This is a genomic window from Leptospira bandrabouensis, assembly GCF_004770905.1.
Taxonomy (GTDB): domain Bacteria; phylum Spirochaetota; class Leptospiria; order Leptospirales; family Leptospiraceae; genus Leptospira_A; species Leptospira_A bandrabouensis.
This window is the reverse complement of record NZ_RQHT01000014.1, coordinates 2,024,363-2,044,225: the sequence shown is the minus strand read 5'-3', so window position 1 is coordinate 2,044,225 and position 19,863 is coordinate 2,024,363. Positions and strand designations below refer to the sequence as shown.

Here is a 19,863-nt window from a genome sequence, read left to right as displayed (position 1 = left end):
ACTTAGATTTTCGGTGGTAAAGGTCCCCTAATTGAATTTTTCGTTTGTACTTTCCCTGCTTTTCTGTGAGAATTGTCATTATGTCCGACATGGAATACTACCGTTCTCCCCATTACCAGGAATACTTACTTTCTAGCCATAGGAGAGAAGTCTGTCCACCAGAGGATGTGTATGCATTTTTCAATTGGAAGGGGCTAAATAACCTCGTGGACTTTGGTAGTGGACTAGGATTTTACTTCACTGAATTTAGAAAGTGGTTTCCCCATGTATGGATTTGGGCCGCCGAATGCCAACAAGAGATTATCGACATGATTTTACGGCGGAAACTCATGGAGGGCATTGAACAACTCACCCCTTTCCATATTGACCAGTCCGACCACCCCCTACTTCCAGAATGGGTACCTGTTCCCGAAATCATATTTGCTTCCCTTTCCCTATCTACATTCCCTAATCCTGGTTTGGCGATGGATGGACTCATTCGGTCTATGAAAGCTGGCGGGCGACTTTTTATAGTAGATTGGTCAAAAACGGAATCAGGTTTCGGTCCTAAAATTAATGAAAAAATCTCTATGGATAAAATGAAATTTCTAGCAGAAGAATACAAATTAGAAGTTACAAAATCAGGCAGAATTTCCGAACATTTTTATGGAATGGAAGTGAAAGCAAGTTCCAGTTTTATTTATGGATATTACGATCTCAAGGAAGAAGAAGACGAAGACAGCGCTGTCTTCAAACAATAATTTAAAAAACTAGAACCAATCTCTTATTTCTTTCCGCTTATGTATATATGTGGAGCAAAGAACAAAAGTCCATTATAGAGTCAACTCATCCCATCAAACAAGTGATTGCTGGTGCTGGATCCGGGAAAACGGCAACGATGGTTGGGCTTTTGGAAGAAAGAGAAAAACAAAAATCCATTCCACCAAAAAATACTCTTATAGTTACCTTTACCAAAAAAGCTACCCATGAATTTAAAGAAAGGTGCAAGAAAAAAGGTCTTTCTTTAGAGTATCATATCTCCACCTTTCATGCGTTTTGTTACTTTGCACTCAAACATTACGACCATTCAAAAGACTGGTCAAAATACAAACTACTAAGTGAATATAAAAAATGGGAGATCATAAAAGAATTCCTAAGTCCTATACAATTTGAAATTGGAGGAATCCCCTTTCCGATCTTATTTAAAAATAATGCCAAATATTTTAGAGAACTCTCCTTAGAAAAATACGTATCATTCCAAACCTCTTTCCAATTATGGAAAAATCAAAATTATTATTTTGAATTTGATGATTTGATTTTTGATTTCCTAAAGTTTCTGGATACAGAACCTGCAAATGCAGTCAAAAACAAATGGAAAACTTTGATTATAGACGAGTTTCAAGATACGGATGAAGTCCAACTCCAAATCATAAAAAAAATGGATTTTCAATCCATCACTGTAGTCGGGGATGATTGGCAGGCCATCTATGGATTTCGCGGGGCCACTCCCAAACCTTTTTTAGAATTCCCCCATCATTTTCCTAATGTGATCCAATTCTTTTTATCCACTAACTATCGTTCTAAGAACTCAATCATACAATCCTCTTTACTTCCCTTAAAAAAAAATAAAGAGAAAATCACCAAACAGGTAAAAACCTTCCGCAAAGAAAAAGGGGTTTTTCTTGTAAAAAGAATTAAAGATTCCAAAGAAGATCCTATAAAAATTTGGAAGGACTGGTATAATATGGATTCCTCTGCTGTGATCCTCACTCGCAGTAACTACAGAAAAAGAGAGTGGATCGAAAATGGAGTTCCTCCTTTGCAAGTCATGACCATCCATAGTGCCAAAGGATTAGAATTTGCCACCGTCCTACTGGATTTGGTATTTGGCTGGAGTGAAGACTTAGAAGATATAGATGAAGCGGAAGAAAGAAGGATTCTCTATGTTGGCCTTTCCCGAGCCAAAGACAATTTGGTTCTTTTAATTCCTGATCTTACCAAACCAAACCGATTAGCGGACCGGATGAGCGAAGATTTTTCTATCCGGAACCGGCTTCGAAATCGTACTTTACGGTGGGCTCGGCTCTGGTGAAGTGGTTTTACCTTGGGGGATTAGCTCAGTTGGTTAGAGCGCTACCTTGACATGGTAGAGGTCACTGGTTCGAACCCAGTATCTCCCAAGTATCGATCATCTTCGCATTTTCATTTTTTCGTATCAATTCCTTTCAGTTTCGACTTGCATCCTTTCCAATCATCCTTAAACTTCGAAGCGATGAAACCTAAGTTCCTTGCAGAAGAATTCCTATTGGCTTTGTATTTTTTAGTATTTAGTATAATCTCCGGATTTGTTATGTATTGGTCACAAAGTCCATCCGGAATCAAACTTGCCTCCCTCACCTTGTTATTTCATATCAGTTTTGCTGGTTTAAGTTTGTTACTTCGTTGGCATACTCCGTTTCGTATTTGGAAATTTTTGGTTCCTTTATCGATCCTTATGATATTTCCCGATTGGTTTCTCTCTAGCGCCTTACAAATCTTAGTTTTCCCTGAGGATGGTTTTTTGAAAATTGGAACTGTATCTGGGTATATGGCAGGACTTTGGGCCATCCCACTTTTTATCTGCGTGTATACGGGAATCAAACTGGAGGAGATGTCAGTTTCGATTGTAGGAACTTGCCTTTGGGTTGGAATTGTTGCATTAGCTATTTTTGGAACCTCGGAAGCCACTATGTGGATTTTAGGATCTTGGTATCCTCAAAATGTAAAGATGTGGGGAAAAGTCGCCTACTACGTATTAGTTCCAGAAATGGTATTAGGTGTTACAGCTTATCTTGCCTACCAAGGATTTTCGTATTCCGCTTATATCTTTCAAATTGCAATGGGTTTTTTAGTGATGCTTCTTTATATTGGAAACCTTTCTTTCTTTTACCTTCTCATTGAAAAAATTCTATAAACTAATATTTTTATTCACAATCACTCCTCTTTTCATTTTTTTAATGGGAGAGGTTTGTTTTAGACTCTTATCTAAAGCTGATACTGATGAAATTCGGTATAGACAATTACATTGTTTGTATGATTTCTCTGAAATTCGCCTTTGTCCCAATCAGAAAGCTAGTTTTATTCGAAAAGATGGAAAAACTTGGGACATCCAAACCAATGATTTGGGAGAAAGAGTTCTCTCCGAGAAAACAAAATCCGCAAAGCTCTGGTTCATCGGAGATTCTATGGCGATGGGTTATGGACTCCCCACCAACGAAACTCCCACCTATTATTTATTATCCAAATACAAATTAGAATCTCGATTACTTGCCGTGGATGCCATCGGAACTAATGGAGTTTTAAAAATCCTAAAAGAGTCTCTGAAATCCCAAAATCAAGAGAATCTTCCAGAAAAGATTTATTGGATCTGGAATCCTTCCGACTTCATTGACGATGAAAGAGAAAAAGTGGGAATCAAACGATATCTTTATCCCATTCATTACTTTCTAGCAAAAAATTCTTATTTCTATCGAATCCTACTCCCACCCCCCCAAACAAATGTGTACACTTCGTACGGTAAGCCAATCCTCTATCCCAAAAATCATATCACGTATTCCAATTTAAGAAAATTTTTTAGCGACCCATTGGTTCCTAAAGAAAAACTAACTATACTTTTCAGTTGGGGGATGTCAAAAGAAGGTTACCCCGATACCAAAGATAGGAATTATGAAATGGCTAAAGAGTTCTTTAACGAACAGGGAGTAAAAACGATAGACCTCCGTACCAAAACTGAGTTATTATTTAAAGAAAGAAAACCGGTTTATATCCCGGGCGATGGTCATCCGGGCCCTGCGCTCGCGGAACTTTTTGCCGATGCCATAGCCAAGCACTTCCTAAATTTACCTTAGAAATGCTTGATTCCCAGCATGAATTCTAAAGTTTAGAGGGATATGATTCAAAACTGGAAACGATGGGGAGCCATTGTCCTATTTTTCCCGTTGGCGTTACTTTCCTTGGAGTTGATTTTACGAGCTTCCAATCCGCCTGCCTTACGTTATTACCGCGATGTCAAACTTCTGCATGCCTACCATCCTGAATATGGAGTCACTTTAGAACCAAACGAAAGTCGTTTTGTTCGTCACTATGCCGATCTTTGGCAAGGACAGTTCACAACCAATTCTCTGGGACTGAGAGGGCAGGAAGAACCCATTCCAGGAAAACCGAAACTTGTTTGTCTTGGGGATAGTTTGGTGATGGGATTTGGTGTTTCTGATGAAGATACATTTTGTTCTAGGCTCGGTGGATTTGAAGAGAACGGATTAAGTTTCCAAACACTGAATTTAGGCGTAGATGCTTATGGTTCCCTTGGTTCCTACAAACGACTTAAAGATATGTCTACAAAAATTGACAATATCCAAACTGTTTTGTTTTTTATTTCACCTAATGATTTTACGATGCCAGAGGAATTACGTGCCCAAGGTATCCTTCCCGATGATGAAAACGATGCCCTTCATGAAAATGACCCTGTATGGAAAAAGAACTTTCGCATTCAATTTGAACTGACTAGAGTTTCTTATCTTTTGCAAGCCCTAAAACTTGCTTATGAACAAACCAAAGTTAAGTTTGCACAAACTAAATACTTAGTGAAAGCTGATACAGAATTACTTTCGACTTCTCCTCTCGTATATTTACGAGAAACATTTATACTTCCTGTTAAACAAAAGAAATGCGAAGATCAAACAGAGTTTGTTTGTCCCACTCCTCTTCAAAATTTAAATGTGTTATGTTCTGATACTCCAGTGGATCCGAATTCTCTTGAACCTCTTCCTGAAACCACTACAAGGGCCTATGATTTAATGATAACACTTTCCAAAGAAAGAGGATACAAGTTTGTTCCAGTGATCCTTCCCATGCAAATCGAAGAAGTGTATTGCCGACAATTGGGAAAATATAATGCGCTCGGTGGTTATGCCATTCGCGCCAAAAGGTATTTAGACTCCAAAGGAATCAAAACTTTGGACATTCTACCTTATACTGACAAAATGTGCGGCCGTGAATTTACAGTACATGGACAAACAAAAAAAGCAGGAATTCAAGATTACTATATTCCTGGCGATGGCCACCTAACAAAACTGGGAAATCTTTGGGCAGCCGAATCAATTGCTGAGGCCCTAAAGGAAATCAAATAATATGCTTTTTAATTCTGTTCACTATTTGATTTTTGCACCTGTTGTAATCCTTGTATATTTTTTGATTCCAAAAAGGTTCCAGGGTCTTTGGTTATTCATTGTTAGCTTGTATTTCTATGCAATCTTTCGAATTCCCTTTTTAATACTCCTCGTATTTTCCTTTGTGATTACAAAACTTGCTGTGGATTACATGGAATTTGCCTCCTCAAAAGGAAAAAAGCTCTTTTGGTTAAACGTTGCCGTTTGGAGTAATTTAAGTTTACTATTTGTATTTAAGTATTTGGATTTCTCCATAACTGTTTGGAACCAAACTTTTTCATTAACACCATGTGATCCTGAATTTGTGCAAAAATCAGGAATCCTTCTTCCTATGGGAATCAGCTTTTTTACCCTACAAGCGGTGTCTTATGCTGTTGATGTTTACAAAGGTGTGGTGGAAAGAGCCAAATCCATTTTTCATTTTGGACTTTTTCTCGCATTTTTTCCGCAACTCGTGGCAGGTCCGATTTTACGTGCCAGCGATGTCCTACACCAATTTTTAGATTCCAAAGACTTTTCCAAAGAAAACTTAAAACAAGGCCTCAAACAACTATTCTGGGGAATCTTCAAAAAAACTTTTATTGCGGATCCTATTTCTTATGTGATCGATCCTGTTTACGCAAGTCCAATGGAATACAATTGGATTGCGATGTGGATAGCAGCTTCTCTTTTTGCAGTTCAAATCTATTGTGATTTTTCCGGATACTCTGACATCGCCATAGGAACCGCAAGGATCCTTGGGTTCCATATTCCAAAAAACTTTGATCGTCCTTTTTTATCAGGCACTCTCAGCGAACTCTGGAGGCGTTGGCATATTTCCTTTAGCTCTTGGTTACGTGACTATGTGTACATCACTCTCGGCGGAAACAGAAGAGGGGAAATTATGGCTTATGTAAATTTATTCATTACAACCTTTGTTTCAGGAATTTGGCATGGAGCCGATTGGACCTTTGTATTTTGGGGAACTCTCCACTCTACGATGATGGTGGTAGAAAAATTCGTATTTAAATTTGAATCCATGCGCAATGCCTGGAACAGAGTCCCACGTTCTCTCCAACCAATTTATCCTGTTGGTATTTTTGTTTTATCTTGTTTTTTCTTTCGAGCCAAAGCAACCCCAGAAGTATCCACGGGAATGGGTATCGCCAATATCATGTTAGAACGTGCTTTTACGGGAGCATCCGGAATGTTCCCTCAGATGAGTATCAGTCTTGTGATCTTAGTTGCATTTTTATTTTTAGTAGATATTTTACAAGATCGAGATGAAGACAGATTTAAATTTATTACCGATAATTTATACTTTCTAATTCCATCTTGTATTTTACTCTATATCACTTCCTTTATTATCTATAGTGTGACCGTATCGAGTCCTTTCCTCTACTTCCAGTTCTAAATAAAAAAAGCCGGCGTATTTGCCGGCTTTGTATCATAAACGAAAGTTCTATCGATTCACTTTACGTAAGTGTTACGCTAAGTAGGAATCCAATTTGTAATAAGCGTTGAATTTTATATTCAATTAATCTTTTATTTCTGAATTAAAATTCTACTTTCGGAGCATTCTCAATTGTTTTTTGGTCTTCCACAGTGAAGGTTGCTTTTGCATCATAACCAAAGGCTTTTGCAGTAAGCACCGCAGGGAACTGACGGATGTACACATTATATTCTTTGGTTGCTTTGATAAAACGATTTCTTGCTACAGTAATTCTATTTTCTGTTCCTTCCAACTGAGCCATCAAATCAGAAAAATGTTGGTCTGATTTCAACTGTGGATAGTTTTCTTGGATCATAAGAAGTCTAGACAATGCAGATCCCAATTGACCTTGTGCTTGGTCAAACTGTTTTAAACTTTCAGGATTGTTCACCAGTTCAGGAGTTGCTTGGATGGATCCAATTTTTGCTCTTGCATCCGCAATTCCTTTCATAATGTCTTTTTCTTGGTTGGCAAATCCTTTGACTGCAGAAACCAAATTGGGTACTAAGTCAGATCTTCGTTTGTATTGGTTGAGAACTTCGGCCCAAGAAGCAGTCACTTCTTCATCCAACTCTTGGATGCGGTTATAACCGCAGTTGGTAAGCAGCGTTGCCATAAGGGAAACTAGAAAAATGGTTCGAAACATTCTTGTCATGGTGATTGTATACCTACGCTTTAGTCGGTCGGCAACACCATTTTGTTAAAAAAATTAGTATCGAAACGGTTTTATTGCCCTTGTCCAAAGACTTTCCGATTCTTGCAAATAGATTTCTAGATCGGAATCAGTGACTTTGCCATATAAATAGTCCAAAAGAGTAGAATCACCGGCAAGTAGTTCAATCGCTGGGCGATCAGAACGAAATTCATACACTCCTTTTAAATAATCAAAGTCTTTGGGGAATAACTCTGCTACTTGTTTCAAAAAGTATAATATAAAATAAAGAGAATGGAACTGTTTTGGTTTTAATACCATGAGTTGGTAACCTTCGCAAATGGAACCAACATACTTATGAAATGTAGGTAAAAATCGTAAGTTCCGTAAAATAAAATTTCCAGATTGGTGGGAAGACAATCGTCTATCCAATTCCTCTTTTGCTTTACCAACTAAATAAGGTGCTCCAAAGGTTTCGAAAGGTTTGGTTGTTCCTCTTCCTTCTGATAAATTGGTTCCTTCCAATAAACACATTCCTGGATACACCAAACAAGTATTCTGCGTTGGGATATTTGGTGAAGGAGGAACCCATTCAAAACTTGATACTGATTTTGGATGGATAACACCGACTGGAACCACTATCACATCTACCTTTAACTGGAAGGTTTCATTATAATAGGACAATAATCCGCCTGGGGTGAGACCATGTCTGTGCAAAACAGAAGTAACACCTACAAAAGACTCAAATTCTTTTTGCAGAGGAGTTCCCTCTATCTTTTTGCCAATCGGATTGGGTGAATCGATGACTAAAAAAAGTGGAGCTTTTCCTGTTTTCTGTTTTAAACGAGAAACCTCACATAAAATATAATAGGCTGTTGTTAAAAAAGTATAATACCTAGAACCAACATCTTTAATATCAATGATGATCACATCTACATTACTTAAACTTTCTTTTGGTGGGACTAAACTTGATTCTTCCTTCCCATATAGATTCACTATCTGCATATTTCCAAAAAGATATTTTAGTTCATCTCCACTCACCTGGTCTTGTAACTCGGCAAACAGTCCGTGTTCCGGCAAAAATATAGTTTTTAAATCAAAAATTTCAGAATAGGTTTGGTAATGGTATTTTCCACGAAAACCAAATGCACTTTGGTTGGTAAGAATGGCCGCCTTACAGCCGCTCAATTTATTTAGGTTTTTTAAAAACTTCATTTTGATTTTCGAATTTCTTCTTTATTTGACTGTGCCAACTCCCAAAGGCTTCGCATTTTATTTTCGTCAAAAGGTGAATCCGGTTTCAATAAATCGCGAAACTCTGTTAGTTGGAAAATAAAATCGTCAATCGATTTACGTAAAAAATCTTTATTCTCTTTAAAAATCGAAATCCACATTTCAGGATTTGATCCAGCAATTCTTGACATATCCCGAAACCCACCACCTGTAATTGGCTTGGAGATCCCTGTCACTTCTTGCATGGTCCTAAAATTGGCACCTGCCACATTCACAAGAATGGTGGATACCACATGAGGAAGATGAGAAAGGTAAGCTAAAGTTTCATCATGTGATTTCGAATCCATCTCTATGGTCCAAGATCCAACCCTTTCCCAAAAACTTCGCACCCATTCCAAACTTGTACCAGATGCCGAATTTGGTTTCGTTAAGATACAAAGTTTATCCACATATAAATTTTCTACAGCGGCATCAGGACCAGCTTGTTCTGAACCACACATCGGATGAGTAGAAATATAATTGTGAGTTTGCGTCCCGTAATAAGATTCCACAGCCGTAACCGTTGTTTCTTTGGTAGATCCTAAATCGATAAAAATGGTATTTCCAGATTTTGGAAGTGTAGGAATGATTTTTAAAATGGATTCCACAGGAGTACTAAAAACCACCAAATCATAGTTAGACCAATCAGGTAATTCCATTTCACTTTGTAAAACCACATGGTTTGCTAATTTTTTACTTAGAATTGTATGTTTACTTTTTTCGGAACGAACCACTGCCGTAATGTTTGTTTCGGGAAATTTCCCGCGAATTGAGAGGGCAAGGGATCCTCCCATAAGGCCCATTCCATAAATCATAACTCTGGAGAGGTTCATGTAGGAAAAGATCCGGCAGTTGGATAAGAACCTAATAGTTTAAACAAAGTACATTGTGATTTTACTTTTTGTAGAAGTTCAGCAATTTTTGGATCTTCTTTATGACCAATAAAATCTACAAAAAAATGGTATTCCCATAAGTTACGTTTTAGTGGCCTAGATTCAATTTTTGTTAAATTAACCGAAGCATCATTAAAAGTTTTTAAAACTGCAAACAAAGAGCCAGTTTGGTTTGGAATCGAAAACACAATCGAAGTTTTATCTTCTTTTGTTTTAGGGGATTCTGTTTTGCCGATCACAAGAAACCGAGTGGTGTTTCCCGAATAATCTTCAATCCCTTCCGCAATTACATTTAAATTATAAATTTCACCAGCTATTTTGGATGCAATGGCAAGGCCGTCTTTTCTTTCGGATACTAACTTTGCCGCCATCGCAGTAGAAGATGTATCCACAACTTCTGCATTTGGAAGGTTTGCTGAAATCCAATTGCGGCATTGTTCGTTTCCAATTCGTATCCCATAGATTTTTTTCACAAGAGAAAGATCGGTTTCAAATCCAAGCAGTGAAAACGAGATTCTTTGGTATAACTCGGAATATACGACGAGGTCTGTTTCTAAAAACATATCCAAAGTGGAACTGACTTGGCCTTCTGTGGAATTTTCTACAGGAACCACTCCGTAATCCAATTTCCCCTCTTCCACCATTCGAAACACATCTGGAATCGAAGTTTGAGGAACTGCTTCAATAGAACTTCCAAATTTGGAACGAAGTGCAGAATGAGAAAAACTTCCTTCAGGGCCTAAAAAACCAATCTTTAACGGGTGTTCTAAGGCGATAGTTCCCGACATCATCTCTCGGTAAATTGCACGAATCACAGAAGAAGGAAGTGGGCCCCCTGATAATTTTGTTACTTTTTCATATACATCTTTTTCACGATCAGGACGGTAAATAGGACCACCTGATTCTTTTTTGACACGACCAATTTCCTGGGCAAAACCAGCCCGTTTTTGAATGAGTGTTATGATTTCTGTGTCTAATGAATCGATACCAGCACGGAGTTTTTTTAGTTCTTCTTCTGCACTACTCATTTAAACCTCTTCTTGTAATTCATCCGGTAGTGTGCTTGTATCAAAATCAGGATTCATTTCAGTCTCATCAGTCACAATAATGGATTCAGGCGTAAATTCTTCAAATTTAAGTTCCTTCACTTCCACAGGTGTAGGAAGGTCTGTGAGTTTACTGAGACCAAAGTGTAACAAAAATTCGTTGGTAGTTCCATACAATGTAGGTCTACCCGGAACTTCCTTTTGTCCCACAGCTTTGACTAATTTTTTAGACATTAAACTTGCTACCATAGCGCGAGAAGAAACTCCTCGAATTTCATCCAGTTCTGTCAAAGTGATCGGTTGTTTGTAAGCAATGATGGCAAGTGTGTCTAGGGTTCCACGAGAAAGGGTTTCTCTTTTTTTATCTTTAAAGATATGAGCTAAGATTTCGCTGTATTTTTGATTGGTGATAAACTGATAACCACCGGCGATTTCTCTGAGCAAAAAACCGCCTTCTTTTTCTTGGTAATCAAGGATGAGTTCATCAAGGAGTTCCCGGGCTTCCGTTTTTTCGATCCCAGCAGACTTGGCAAGCGCAGACAATTTGATTGGATCTGAAGATAAAAAAAGAAGCGCCTCAAGAAGGCCCTTAGTATACGTTCTTTCTTCCAAATGAATCTAAACCTTGACTATTTTGATTTCACCGAAAACTGCGTGTTGGATGACTTTGCAGACTCGGATTTTAACAACTTCTAATACGGCAAGGAAGGCAGCGACGATTTCTTTTTTTTCCGGTTTTTCTGTTTCGAACAAATCCATAAAATGGATTTCCCCGTTTTTTTCTAAAAGACCCTGTAAATAGGCCATTTTATCCTCAACGGAGTATTGACTTACTCCTTCGTAGATTGGCACTAGGTCTTCCATTTCATTGGAAGACTCTTGTTCCAATATCGAATTAAATGCGGAGATTAAATCCACAAGGCTTACATCCAACCAAACTTCGGTTTCATCCAAAACTTGGTTAGTTTCCCGGGTAAACATTCCGGCCGTCAGCCTGTCCAGTTCCGCCAAACGTTGTCCGGCCATTTGGAACTTTTTGTGTTCGAGTAATTTATCGACTAGTTCTTTCGGTAGGGGTGGGTCATAATCTTCTTCCTCAAAACCGGGATCCGGTAACAAGGCTTTGGATTTTAAATATACCAAATGAGATGCCATCACGGCAAACTCGGAAGTAAGTTCAATCGATAAGGACTGACTGGTTCTCAAAAATTGAATGAAATCGGATGTGATACGCGAAAGGGAGACTTCAAAAATATCCACCTTATAACTATCAATCAGAGACCATAAAACCGTTAAAGGTCCTTCTGTCAGTCCTCCGTCCTGGTTCTGCCACCGGACGATAAACTCCGGGGATTGGGACACGATTTATAAACCTAGTGCTTTTGCTGCCGCTTGTTGCAATCTTTCTGGTGGGAAAGGTTTTACAACAAAATCCTTAACACCCATCTTGATTGCTTTTGCCAGTAAATCTTCCTGACCAAGAGCCGTTACCATAATGATTTTGGCAGAAGCATCAAATTTAATAATTTCTTTCGTTGCTTCAATTCCATCTTTTTCACGCATGGTAATGTCCATAGTAACCAAATCCGGTTTTAAGTTTTTGTATTGTTCTACCGCAATGTTACCATTCTCAGCTTCACCTACGATCTCGTGACCCGCACCAACTAACGCATCTTTTACGAGCGTTCTCATGAATTTTGCATCATCTACAACCAAAATTCTTGCCATGTTAATTCCCTCTCGACTTTAATAATTCAATCATTTTTGGTACTAAATCTTCCACTGGAAGGACAAAATCTATCCCTCCTAGTTCTACAGCAACTCGGTTCATTCCGTACACAACCGATGTTGCTTCATTCTGCGCCAAAGTAATACCACCTTTGGCGTGAATGTTGGTGATGGCTTGTGATCCATCTTTTCCCATACCAGTCATGATGATGGATAAAAGATGATCTCCCCCGTAAGCCTCAACCAAACTATCAAACAATACTTCGATGGACGGTCTATGCCCATTGACCTGCCCCGTATGGTTCAGCTCAATGACATGATCCCTTCCTTTAGTAATTACCTTCATTTGGTAATCACCGGGAGCTATATAAGCAGTGCCTGGATGTACCAGATCACCATCTTCTGCTTCTTTAACTTGTATCTTAGACAATGAATTCAATCTGTCTGCAAAGGCCTTCGTAAACCCTGCTGGCATATGTTGCACAACAAAGATAGGTTTCGTAAAGTCTTCCGGAATACTTGCAAATACAGTCTGCAAAGCTTTCGGCCCTCCCGTGGAGGTGCCAATTCCGATAGCCTCTACTTTGATTGGTTTTTGAAAACTTTTATTTAATTGGCGTTCGGTTCTCTCGGGCCTTAGGAGAACTTCGATGCTCGGCTGCTTTGAATCCGAAAACCCTTTGATTTTTGCGGACAAAACCGCAGCAATATCTTCTGGCGAAAACTGATTCCCACTGGATGGTTTAGGAATGAAATCAACAGCACCAAGTTCCAAAGCTTTAAACGTAGCATCAGCCCCATGTTGGGTTAAAACCGAAAGCATGATCACATGACTTGGTAATTTTAATTTTTTGATTTCAGCTAAGGCCGTAAGCCCATCCATGATCGGCATCTCAATATCTAAAACGATAAAGTCTGGTTTTAACTTACCGGCTAAATCAATACAATCCATCCCGGTTTTCCCGGTAGCAATCACCTGTACTTCATCCTTTTTGGTGAGGGCATCACTTAAGATATTCCTTACAAGGAGTGAATCATCAATAATGACAACTGTAGGTTTTTTATTCATGATTTATGAATCAAATCTACCAGTTCATCAAAGTCAGGTAGGAATACTAAAACACCAATTAAATTACTACCTTGGTGGTTAAATTCTGTATGCATGGACAAAAACTTGGTTCGTTCAGGTTTTACAATGTCGATTACATCCATAAAACTTCCTGTAATCATCTCCGGAACTGAAGGAAGGATTTCCTTTTTCAATTTGTTGGAAAGGGAGTTCATGACACTGGAACATACGATATTTGAAATTTCTGATAATACGGATACCATATCTTCTGATAGTTTGTGTTGGTTTCCATCTGCATACTTAGCATCTTCAGATCCAAGAAGTTCTTTTGCAATTTCAGATCCATTTTCTTCGGAAAACATCATAAGTAGGTTTCCATTGAGGTCACCTGTCATACGAATTTTCATTCCAAAAAACTGATCCATAGAATATCTAAATTCTTTTGCCAAACCCTCTCTATCAGTGAGTTTGATCTCAGGAATAAAAAGTTCTACTTCTTTACCAACTAACTGAGAGAGTACGACCCCGGCATTCATCATACCTGTATTTACAATATTCTCTAGTTTTTTGATATCTTTCGAAGACATGATCTCATTAATAGCTTCCGAATTTAAGGCAGTTACTTGATTTAATCTTTCTTCTTTTTGTTCCACAAAACCTTTTATGATTTCTGCGGCTTGTTCCCTTTCGGTTAACTTAACATTTTCGATTTTTGCGACATCAGCCAAACGATGGATTTCATCTGTTTTATGATCGATCACAAGTGTTGCTGTTGCCGATTTGGAAGATTCATTAGAATCACCGTTCACTTCTGTTTCTGTTTTGACCACTTCCGTCTTGATTTTCGGGTTAGTGACAGGTTCTTCCGTAAACACTTCTTCTTTTGGTACAATTACATGTTTTTCTACTTTATGTTTATCTTTTTTGACTCTTGACTTATCTTTAGCACGTAACTCAATCAACTTCGCATTATAGCGGTTTGTTGGATGGTTGGATTTAAACATAAATTCAGAATCAGACATTTCCAAAGAACGAATGGTCGAGGCACGTTTCATCATCTCGCCAGCCACTAATTTGTCAGTCCAATCCACTTTATCGGCAGCAATTTCCACAAGACCTGGAATGTCTAACACTAGGATGATGGTTCCATCTCCCATGATGGTGGCACCTGTAAGACCTTGGATGTCTTTGAAATTTTTACCTAAAGATTTAATTACAGTTTCATGTTTTCCAATCAGATCATCGACCATAAACCCAAGTTTTCTTGTTTTATAATTTACGATGACCACAGGAACTTCCACAATCTCTTGTTTGTCGGCAAGGCCAAGGATTCGGTTCAAACGATAAATCGGTAATACCTCTCCTCGTAAGTTGATGATCTCGTGTCCTTCTAGAGTTGTGATTTGGTCCAAGTTGACTTTAATCGTTTCGGAAACTTCCGAAAGTGGGAATGCATATACTTCCTCTTCCATAATCACAAGAATGGATGGAATGATTGCAAGTGCTTGTGGGAAAGATAGGGTGAAGGACGATCCCTTCCCTTCTTCGGAATGAATGAGAATTTTACCCTTAAACTCCTCAATGAGTTTATTGACCACGTTCATTCCCACGCCACGACCAGAAATATCAGAAATTTTATCTGCCGTAGAAAAACCTGGTGCAAATATAAATTGGAAGATATCGGATTCTGCTAAATTCTGTGCATCCGATTCGTTCACAAGCCCTCGTTCGATGGCTTTTTTCAAAATCTTTTCTTTATTTAAACCTTTACCATCATCGCGAATTTCCACAAGGATATTGGATCCACCTTGGTAGGCATTGAGTTCCACAGTTCCTTCTTCCGGTTTCCCAGAAGCTCGCCTTTCCGCAGGAGACTCAATTCCATGATCCACCGAATTTCGGATGAGATGGATGAGTGGTTCCCCAATGGCATCGATTACTTTTTTATCAAGTTCTGTGTTTTCCCCACGTAATACCAGGTTCACCTGTTTACCAGTTTCCAGAGAAAGATCACGAATGAGCCTTGTGAACCGATTGAATACAGATCCAATCGGAACCATACGGATGTTCATAATTCCAGTTTGTAAGTCTTTGGAAATCCGGTTGATTTGATCAATTTTACCTTTGAGTTCATTGAATAAGGAATCTTCACCGAACTGTGCCACTAAATCATCATAGATTTTTTGAAATCCAGAGTTTGTGATCACTAGTTCTCCCACGTTATTCATGAGTTGGTCTAGTTTGTCAGAAGAAACCTTTATAGTTCTCATGACTACTTTAGAATCCGTGACCGCCTTATCAAAGTTGGCCGAACCTTTTGTCACAAGTTTTTCTTCTGTTTCAAGACTACCAGTAGATTGGTTTGCCGAAGTTGTTTGAGATGAATTCTCTTCTCTTTTTTCAAGAGCATCCATTTCTGTTTCAGGAAGTTTGATTTCCTCAATCGAAAGAGTATCCACCATATCGATATTACATTGAACATGAAGTTCGTGTTTACCAAGTTTTGTGACAGTAACAAAAGATAATGCAAAACTTCCCTGTCCATTGTCCAAGGCATCTTCGGAAGGATTACATTTTATAATAACGCCAGATTGTTTTACGGATTGCAAAATCAAAAGAAGGCGAAGATTTTGCATGGGAGTTTCGTCTTTCAACTTTAAAGAAACTGAATAAGCAGTTTGACCGCTGTCTTCTTTCAAAGATTGACGGATCTCCGAAATTTCTTCTTCATTTAAAGTGATAGAAGAGGGAGAACTTTCTTTTGACTTCGCTGGTTCGTTTGATTTTAGAGCTGGATTTGAACCTGAACCAGATTGAGATGGAGAGGCTTCATAATCTTGCAGTTTTTTAATCATGTCTGTAAAAGGAGTTTCCACCTTTACACCATTAGCAACACCTTCAATCACCTGTTTGATCAAATCAAAACATTCAAAGAGTAAATTAACAAGTTTAACGTTAATTTCTAAACTACCTTCTCTAATTTTTTGGAGAAGGTTTTCCATCGTATGGGCTAAATCGGATAAATTGTACAGTCCAACGAAAGCAGAAGAACTTTTTAAAGAGTGCGCTGCACGAAAGATGTCATTGATGATTTCTGGGTTTTCATGGTCTTTTTCGAGTTTTACCAAATTGGAATTTAGTTCCTCAATTTGATCCTCTGATTCTTCCAGGAAAACTTCTGTGTATTCGCCTAAAATTCCAGCCAATGTCGTATCCCTTTTTCTTTACTTTGCGGATGAAACAAAATCAACAATTTGTTCCAAATCCAAATTCAAAATCAAATGGTCTTCGTATCTAGATACTGACTCAACCATCTTACTATAGTTTAACGACAAGTCATCAGTTGTGTAACTGATAAAATCTTTTTGGATTTTTACAACCTGTTTGACTTCATCAACAAGAACACCAATCCGCTTTTCATCTAACATAATCACGATGATACGCGAAACTGGAAATATTTCAGAATCAGTTCCATGGAATCTTTTTTTCAAATCCACAATAGGAATGATTTCACCACGTAGGTTGATGACACCTAAAATATAATCATCCACGTTCGGAATCCTTGTAATGAGGACTGGTTTTAAAATTTCGTGAACTAGAAGCAAACGAATGCCAAAGAATTCTTTTTCAATGGTAAATGTAAGGAACTGTTCCAAGTCTCCCAAATCGGACTCTTGTTCCATTTTGGTTTTTTCCGCCAGGGATGTGAGTAATGTTTCTTGGTCCATATGCTACCTGGAATCGTGTCAGAATCCTACGTGGATTCAATCTAAAAACGAATGAATCTGGATTTCCGTAATCATTTTTCCTATTTTTAAATCGTGAGTTTCTGCAAGGAATGGGACGGGAAAAAGTTTAGAAAAACTAAGCCCCACTGTTTTCTTTTGGAGAGTTTCTGAATTTAAAATGCGATCATAATAGCCACCACCTCGTCCCAATCTGTATCCTTTTTCATTGAAACCAAGGGAAGGAACAAGAATCAATTCGGCTTCTTCTACGGAGATCTCCTCATCTCCAATCGGTTCAAAGAGCCCAAGGTCGTTCTTCACAAAAGAATGGGGTCGTAGAAACCTCAGTTTTTTTCCCTCTTCCATCCGAGGGAAATACCATTTCGCCGAATGTCTAGCTTCAATAAATCCAGTTGGCCTTGGTAGGGGGCAAGATTCAATGACAGGAAGTACATCTACTTCATACAATAGATCGGGCGAATAGGTAATGATTTTGGATTTGCCTTGTAATAGAGGGAATAACCTTCTTAAAATCGCAGCCTCATGGTCTTCCCTTTCTGGAAGATTCGGAAGGTTCTTTTTTAGAATTTCTCTAGCATCTGCTTTTGAAATTGGATTCAAAAATGATCCCCAATGATCCCCTCTTCCAAGAGAGAAATGATCTTTTTTGTTCTTTCTTCTAATTCAGGATTTTCGTTTAATTTGGCAGAGGCTTCTTTCATTTGAAAAAGTTCATCAGCTAAATTCAGAGCACATAATACTGCCAATTTAGTTTTAGATGCGTTTGGAAGTGCCTTTGCTAAATCTAAAAGACGTTGTTCCACGTAATCAGCAACCTCAGAAATATATCCTGAGGATGCTTCGCCAACAATGGTATACGTCTCACCAAAGATTTGTTTGGTTATTTTTTGCGATTTTGGGGCAGATTCTGCCATACAAATTATTTAGGATCGTCTTCGATAATTAAAAAATCATCATCGTCATCAGCATCAAATACGCTGATTGATTCGTCATCGTCGTCAATGATGATGTCATCATCTTCATCGATATCCACAGTCGGAATTTCTTCTTCCGATTCGACAACGAGTTCTTCTTTTTCAAAGGATGCGGAGGCAGGAGATTTTTCTAGAGTTTCCTCGGTATGGAACTCAGATTCTTCTTCATCCAAAAGGATAATTTCATCATCTTCTTCTGCGACTAAACTGGGAGTGAGAGAAGTAACCGCAGGTGTTTCTGGTCCCACAGAATTGGAATCTGTATTTGGTTGTGGTTTTGGAGCCGAACTTCCTGTTGTAGGAAGTCCATCCAAACGACCAAGGAGTTGGTGGACTTTGGATTCCAAAAGTCCTTCTCTTTCGCGGAGTTGGTTTAACTCATCGTTTGCTTCTTGGAGTTGGGAACGAAGTGTTTTGAGTTCACGTTCCTTCTCCTCCATTGCGAGCTTCATCTGGTCGTTTTCTGCGCGGAGGGATTCGTTTTCCGTCTCCAGACGTGCATTTTCCGTTCTCAGGTCTTGGATTAACTCCAAAGCCTTAACAACTTTACTTTCTAGCTCTTCAATGGTTTCGATTTTTAACATGATAACAATCCGATGGAATAGAATAGTCGAGCTATTCTATTCCAATCAAGCACTAATTTACTTAGCGACTTTGGTTTTTTCTACGATGGCGTTGAATACTTCTTTGTGGTTGTAAGCAAGATCAGCCAAAGTTTTTCTATCTAAGTTGATTCCGTGTGTTTTAAGTGCATGGATGAATTTTGAATAAGACATTCCATTTTCTCTTACTGCGGCATTGATTCTCGTAATCCAAAGTTTACGAAATTCGGACTTTTTCTTTCTACGGTCACGGTATGCCCATTGACCTGCTTTCATCACAGCAGATTTTGCTGTTCTAAAAAGTTTAGAACGTCCGCCTCGAAAACCTTTTGCTTTAGCGAGAACTTTTTTTCTACGATTCTTATGGATGGTTCCGTTGACTGCGCGTGGCATCGTTTAACCTCCGTAAGGTAGAAGTTTTTCTACACGGTTATAATCGGTTTCGTGGATGAGGTGCATTCCACGGCTTTGGTGTTTCATCTTAGGAGATTTTTTCTCTAAGATATGTCTTCGGAACGCACAACCACGTTTAATTTTACCAGACTTGGTAAACTTAAAACGTTTGGCTGCTGCCCTATTTGTTTTTAGTTTATACATAGTTGTTTTTATCCTTTAGGTTTTTCACTAATTGGGTTCATCACGACCACTATCGTCTTTCCGTCGTGTACCGGCATTTTTTCGGGAGAGGCATGCTCTTTTAGGTCCTCGACAAACCGGTTAACAATATTCATTCCAATTTCAGAGTGAACCATCTCTCTGCCTCGGAATCGAAGAGTCACTTTTACTTTATCACCCTTTTGCAAGAATTCTAAAGCATGACGCTTCTTAATCTCGAAGTCATGGTTATCAATCCGCGGGCGGATTTTAATTTCTTTCACCGTGACAACGTGTTGTTTCTTTTTCGCTTCTTTTGTTTTTTTAAGAAGTTCGAATTTGTATTTTCCAAAATCGATCAGCTTACAGACGTGAACATCCTGGTCACCCGAGACTTCCACCAAATCAAGGTTAGCTTCCTTAGCTCTTCTCAGAGCTTCGTCCAGAGTAACGATATCAGACCCTTCGTCACTGACGAGTCGGATCGATGCTACATTGGTAATTTGTTCGTTAATTCTGATGTGGGCGAATTTATCTTGGTTTGGGTTCCCTCTAGGGTTGGGCCGTTTCTGCATTCAGTCTCCGAAATTTCTTTCAATTTCCAATTTCGGATGAAAAACTAAGCAC

Annotated in this window: 22 protein-coding genes and 1 tRNA gene; 7 read left to right on the top strand and 16 right to left on the bottom strand. The window is 38.6% G+C overall.

Annotation, left to right across the window (positions count from 1 at the left end):
* Positions 1-80: 80 nt before the first annotated feature.
* The 7 genes from EHR07_RS16710 (at position 81) to EHR07_RS16680 (ending at position 6,579) form a co-directional block, all read left to right on the top strand.
* Positions 81-740 carry a class I SAM-dependent methyltransferase gene (locus tag EHR07_RS16710; protein WP_135746097.1) on the top strand — a complete coding sequence of 220 codons (660 nt, stop codon included), beginning with the start codon at positions 81-83 and terminating at the stop codon, positions 738-740.
* A gap of 47 nt (positions 741-787) precedes the next feature.
* On the top strand, positions 788-2,071 hold the full coding sequence (locus tag EHR07_RS16705; RefSeq protein ID WP_135746096.1) for a UvrD-helicase domain-containing protein: 1,284 nt from the start codon (positions 788-790) through the stop codon (positions 2,069-2,071).
* Between the two features lie 14 nt (positions 2,072-2,085).
* Positions 2,086-2,159: transfer RNA gene (locus tag EHR07_RS16700), tRNA-Val, on the top strand.
* A 92-nt stretch (positions 2,160-2,251) separates the two neighbouring features.
* Complete coding sequence (locus EHR07_RS16695) at positions 2,252-2,932, top strand: DUF6989 domain-containing protein (RefSeq protein WP_135746095.1); 681 nt, start codon at positions 2,252-2,254, stop codon at positions 2,930-2,932.
* Positions 2,916-3,866, top strand: a complete 951-nt coding sequence (locus tag EHR07_RS16690; protein WP_208739867.1) for an LA_2486 family SGNH/GDSL-type esterase — start codon at positions 2,916-2,918, stop codon at positions 3,864-3,866. Before EHR07_RS16695 ends, EHR07_RS16690 begins: the two co-directional genes overlap by 17 nt.
* Before the next feature lie 42 nt (positions 3,867-3,908).
* Positions 3,909-5,147, top strand: coding sequence for an LA_2490 family SGNH/GDSL-type esterase (locus EHR07_RS16685; protein WP_135746094.1), 1,239 nt, complete (start codon positions 3,909-3,911; stop codon positions 5,145-5,147).
* Between the two features lies 1 nt (position 5,148).
* Positions 5,149-6,579: an MBOAT family O-acyltransferase gene (locus tag EHR07_RS16680; protein ID WP_135746093.1), complete on the top strand. Its 1,431-nt coding sequence runs from the start codon at positions 5,149-5,151 to the stop codon at positions 6,577-6,579.
* A 142-nt stretch (positions 6,580-6,721) separates the two neighbouring features.
* Here EHR07_RS16680 and EHR07_RS16675 read toward each other — a convergent pair whose 3' ends face one another.
* Genes EHR07_RS16675 through infC form a run of 16 tightly spaced genes read right to left on the bottom strand, consistent with a single transcriptional unit; the run spans position 6,722 to position 19,811 of the window.
* Complete coding sequence (locus EHR07_RS16675; protein ID WP_135746092.1) at positions 6,722-7,312, bottom strand: LemA family protein; 591 nt, start codon at positions 7,310-7,312, stop codon at positions 6,722-6,724.
* Between the two features lie 54 nt (positions 7,313-7,366).
* Positions 7,367-8,524 carry a DUF1343 domain-containing protein gene (locus EHR07_RS16670; protein WP_135746091.1) on the bottom strand — a complete coding sequence of 386 codons (1,158 nt, stop codon included), beginning with the start codon at positions 8,522-8,524 and terminating at the stop codon, positions 7,367-7,369.
* Positions 8,521-9,414, bottom strand: a complete 894-nt coding sequence (locus EHR07_RS16665; protein WP_135746090.1) for a prephenate dehydrogenase — start codon at positions 9,412-9,414, stop codon at positions 8,521-8,523. The genes EHR07_RS16670 and EHR07_RS16665 overlap by 4 nt, the downstream gene beginning before the upstream one ends.
* Complete coding sequence (pheA, locus tag EHR07_RS16660) at positions 9,411-10,502, bottom strand: prephenate dehydratase (RefSeq protein WP_135746089.1); 1,092 nt, start codon at positions 10,500-10,502, stop codon at positions 9,411-9,413. Before pheA ends, EHR07_RS16665 begins: the two co-directional genes overlap by 4 nt.
* On the bottom strand, positions 10,503-11,132 hold the full coding sequence (gene scpB, locus EHR07_RS16655) for an SMC-Scp complex subunit ScpB (protein ID WP_135746088.1): 630 nt from the start codon (positions 11,130-11,132) through the stop codon (positions 10,503-10,505).
* Positions 11,133-11,138: 6 nt separating this feature from the next.
* Positions 11,139-11,882 carry a segregation and condensation protein A gene (locus EHR07_RS16650; RefSeq protein WP_135746087.1) on the bottom strand — a complete coding sequence of 248 codons (744 nt, stop codon included), beginning with the start codon at positions 11,880-11,882 and terminating at the stop codon, positions 11,139-11,141.
* Between the two features lie 3 nt (positions 11,883-11,885).
* Positions 11,886-12,248, bottom strand: coding sequence for a response regulator (locus tag EHR07_RS16645; protein WP_002975323.1), 363 nt, complete (start codon positions 12,246-12,248; stop codon positions 11,886-11,888).
* A 1-nt stretch (position 12,249) separates the two neighbouring features.
* Entirely contained in the window at positions 12,250-13,317 is a 1,068-nt protein-coding gene (locus EHR07_RS16640; protein ID WP_135746086.1) for a protein-glutamate methylesterase/protein-glutamine glutaminase, read from the bottom strand.
* Positions 13,314-16,523, bottom strand: coding sequence for a chemotaxis protein CheW (locus tag EHR07_RS16635; protein WP_135746085.1), 3,210 nt, complete (start codon positions 16,521-16,523; stop codon positions 13,314-13,316). Before EHR07_RS16635 ends, EHR07_RS16640 begins: the two co-directional genes overlap by 4 nt.
* Before the next feature lie 18 nt (positions 16,524-16,541).
* On the bottom strand, positions 16,542-17,045 hold the full coding sequence (locus EHR07_RS16630) for a chemotaxis protein CheW (protein ID WP_135746084.1): 504 nt from the start codon (positions 17,043-17,045) through the stop codon (positions 16,542-16,544).
* 36 nt (positions 17,046-17,081) lie between these two features.
* Positions 17,082-17,666, bottom strand: a complete 585-nt coding sequence (locus EHR07_RS16625) for a 5-formyltetrahydrofolate cyclo-ligase (RefSeq protein WP_135746083.1) — start codon at positions 17,664-17,666, stop codon at positions 17,082-17,084.
* A complete protein-coding gene (locus tag EHR07_RS16620) occupies positions 17,663-17,980 on the bottom strand; it encodes a cell division protein ZapA (RefSeq protein ID WP_135746082.1) in 318 nt (105 codons plus the stop codon). Before EHR07_RS16620 ends, EHR07_RS16625 begins: the two co-directional genes overlap by 4 nt.
* Before the next feature lie 5 nt (positions 17,981-17,985).
* Entirely contained in the window at positions 17,986-18,624 is a 639-nt protein-coding gene (locus tag EHR07_RS16615) for a hypothetical protein (protein ID WP_135746081.1), read from the bottom strand.
* Positions 18,625-18,681: 57 nt separating this feature from the next.
* Positions 18,682-19,035 carry a 50S ribosomal protein L20 gene (rplT, locus tag EHR07_RS16610; protein WP_002975326.1) on the bottom strand — a complete coding sequence of 118 codons (354 nt, stop codon included), beginning with the start codon at positions 19,033-19,035 and terminating at the stop codon, positions 18,682-18,684.
* 3 nt (positions 19,036-19,038) lie between these two features.
* Positions 19,039-19,239: a 50S ribosomal protein L35 gene (gene rpmI, locus EHR07_RS16605; RefSeq protein ID WP_002988170.1), complete on the bottom strand. Its 201-nt coding sequence runs from the start codon at positions 19,237-19,239 to the stop codon at positions 19,039-19,041.
* An 8-nt stretch (positions 19,240-19,247) separates the two neighbouring features.
* Positions 19,248-19,811: a translation initiation factor IF-3 gene (gene infC / locus EHR07_RS16600; RefSeq protein WP_135599828.1), complete on the bottom strand. Its 564-nt coding sequence runs from the start codon at positions 19,809-19,811 to the stop codon at positions 19,248-19,250.
* Positions 19,812-19,863 lie beyond the last annotated feature (52 nt).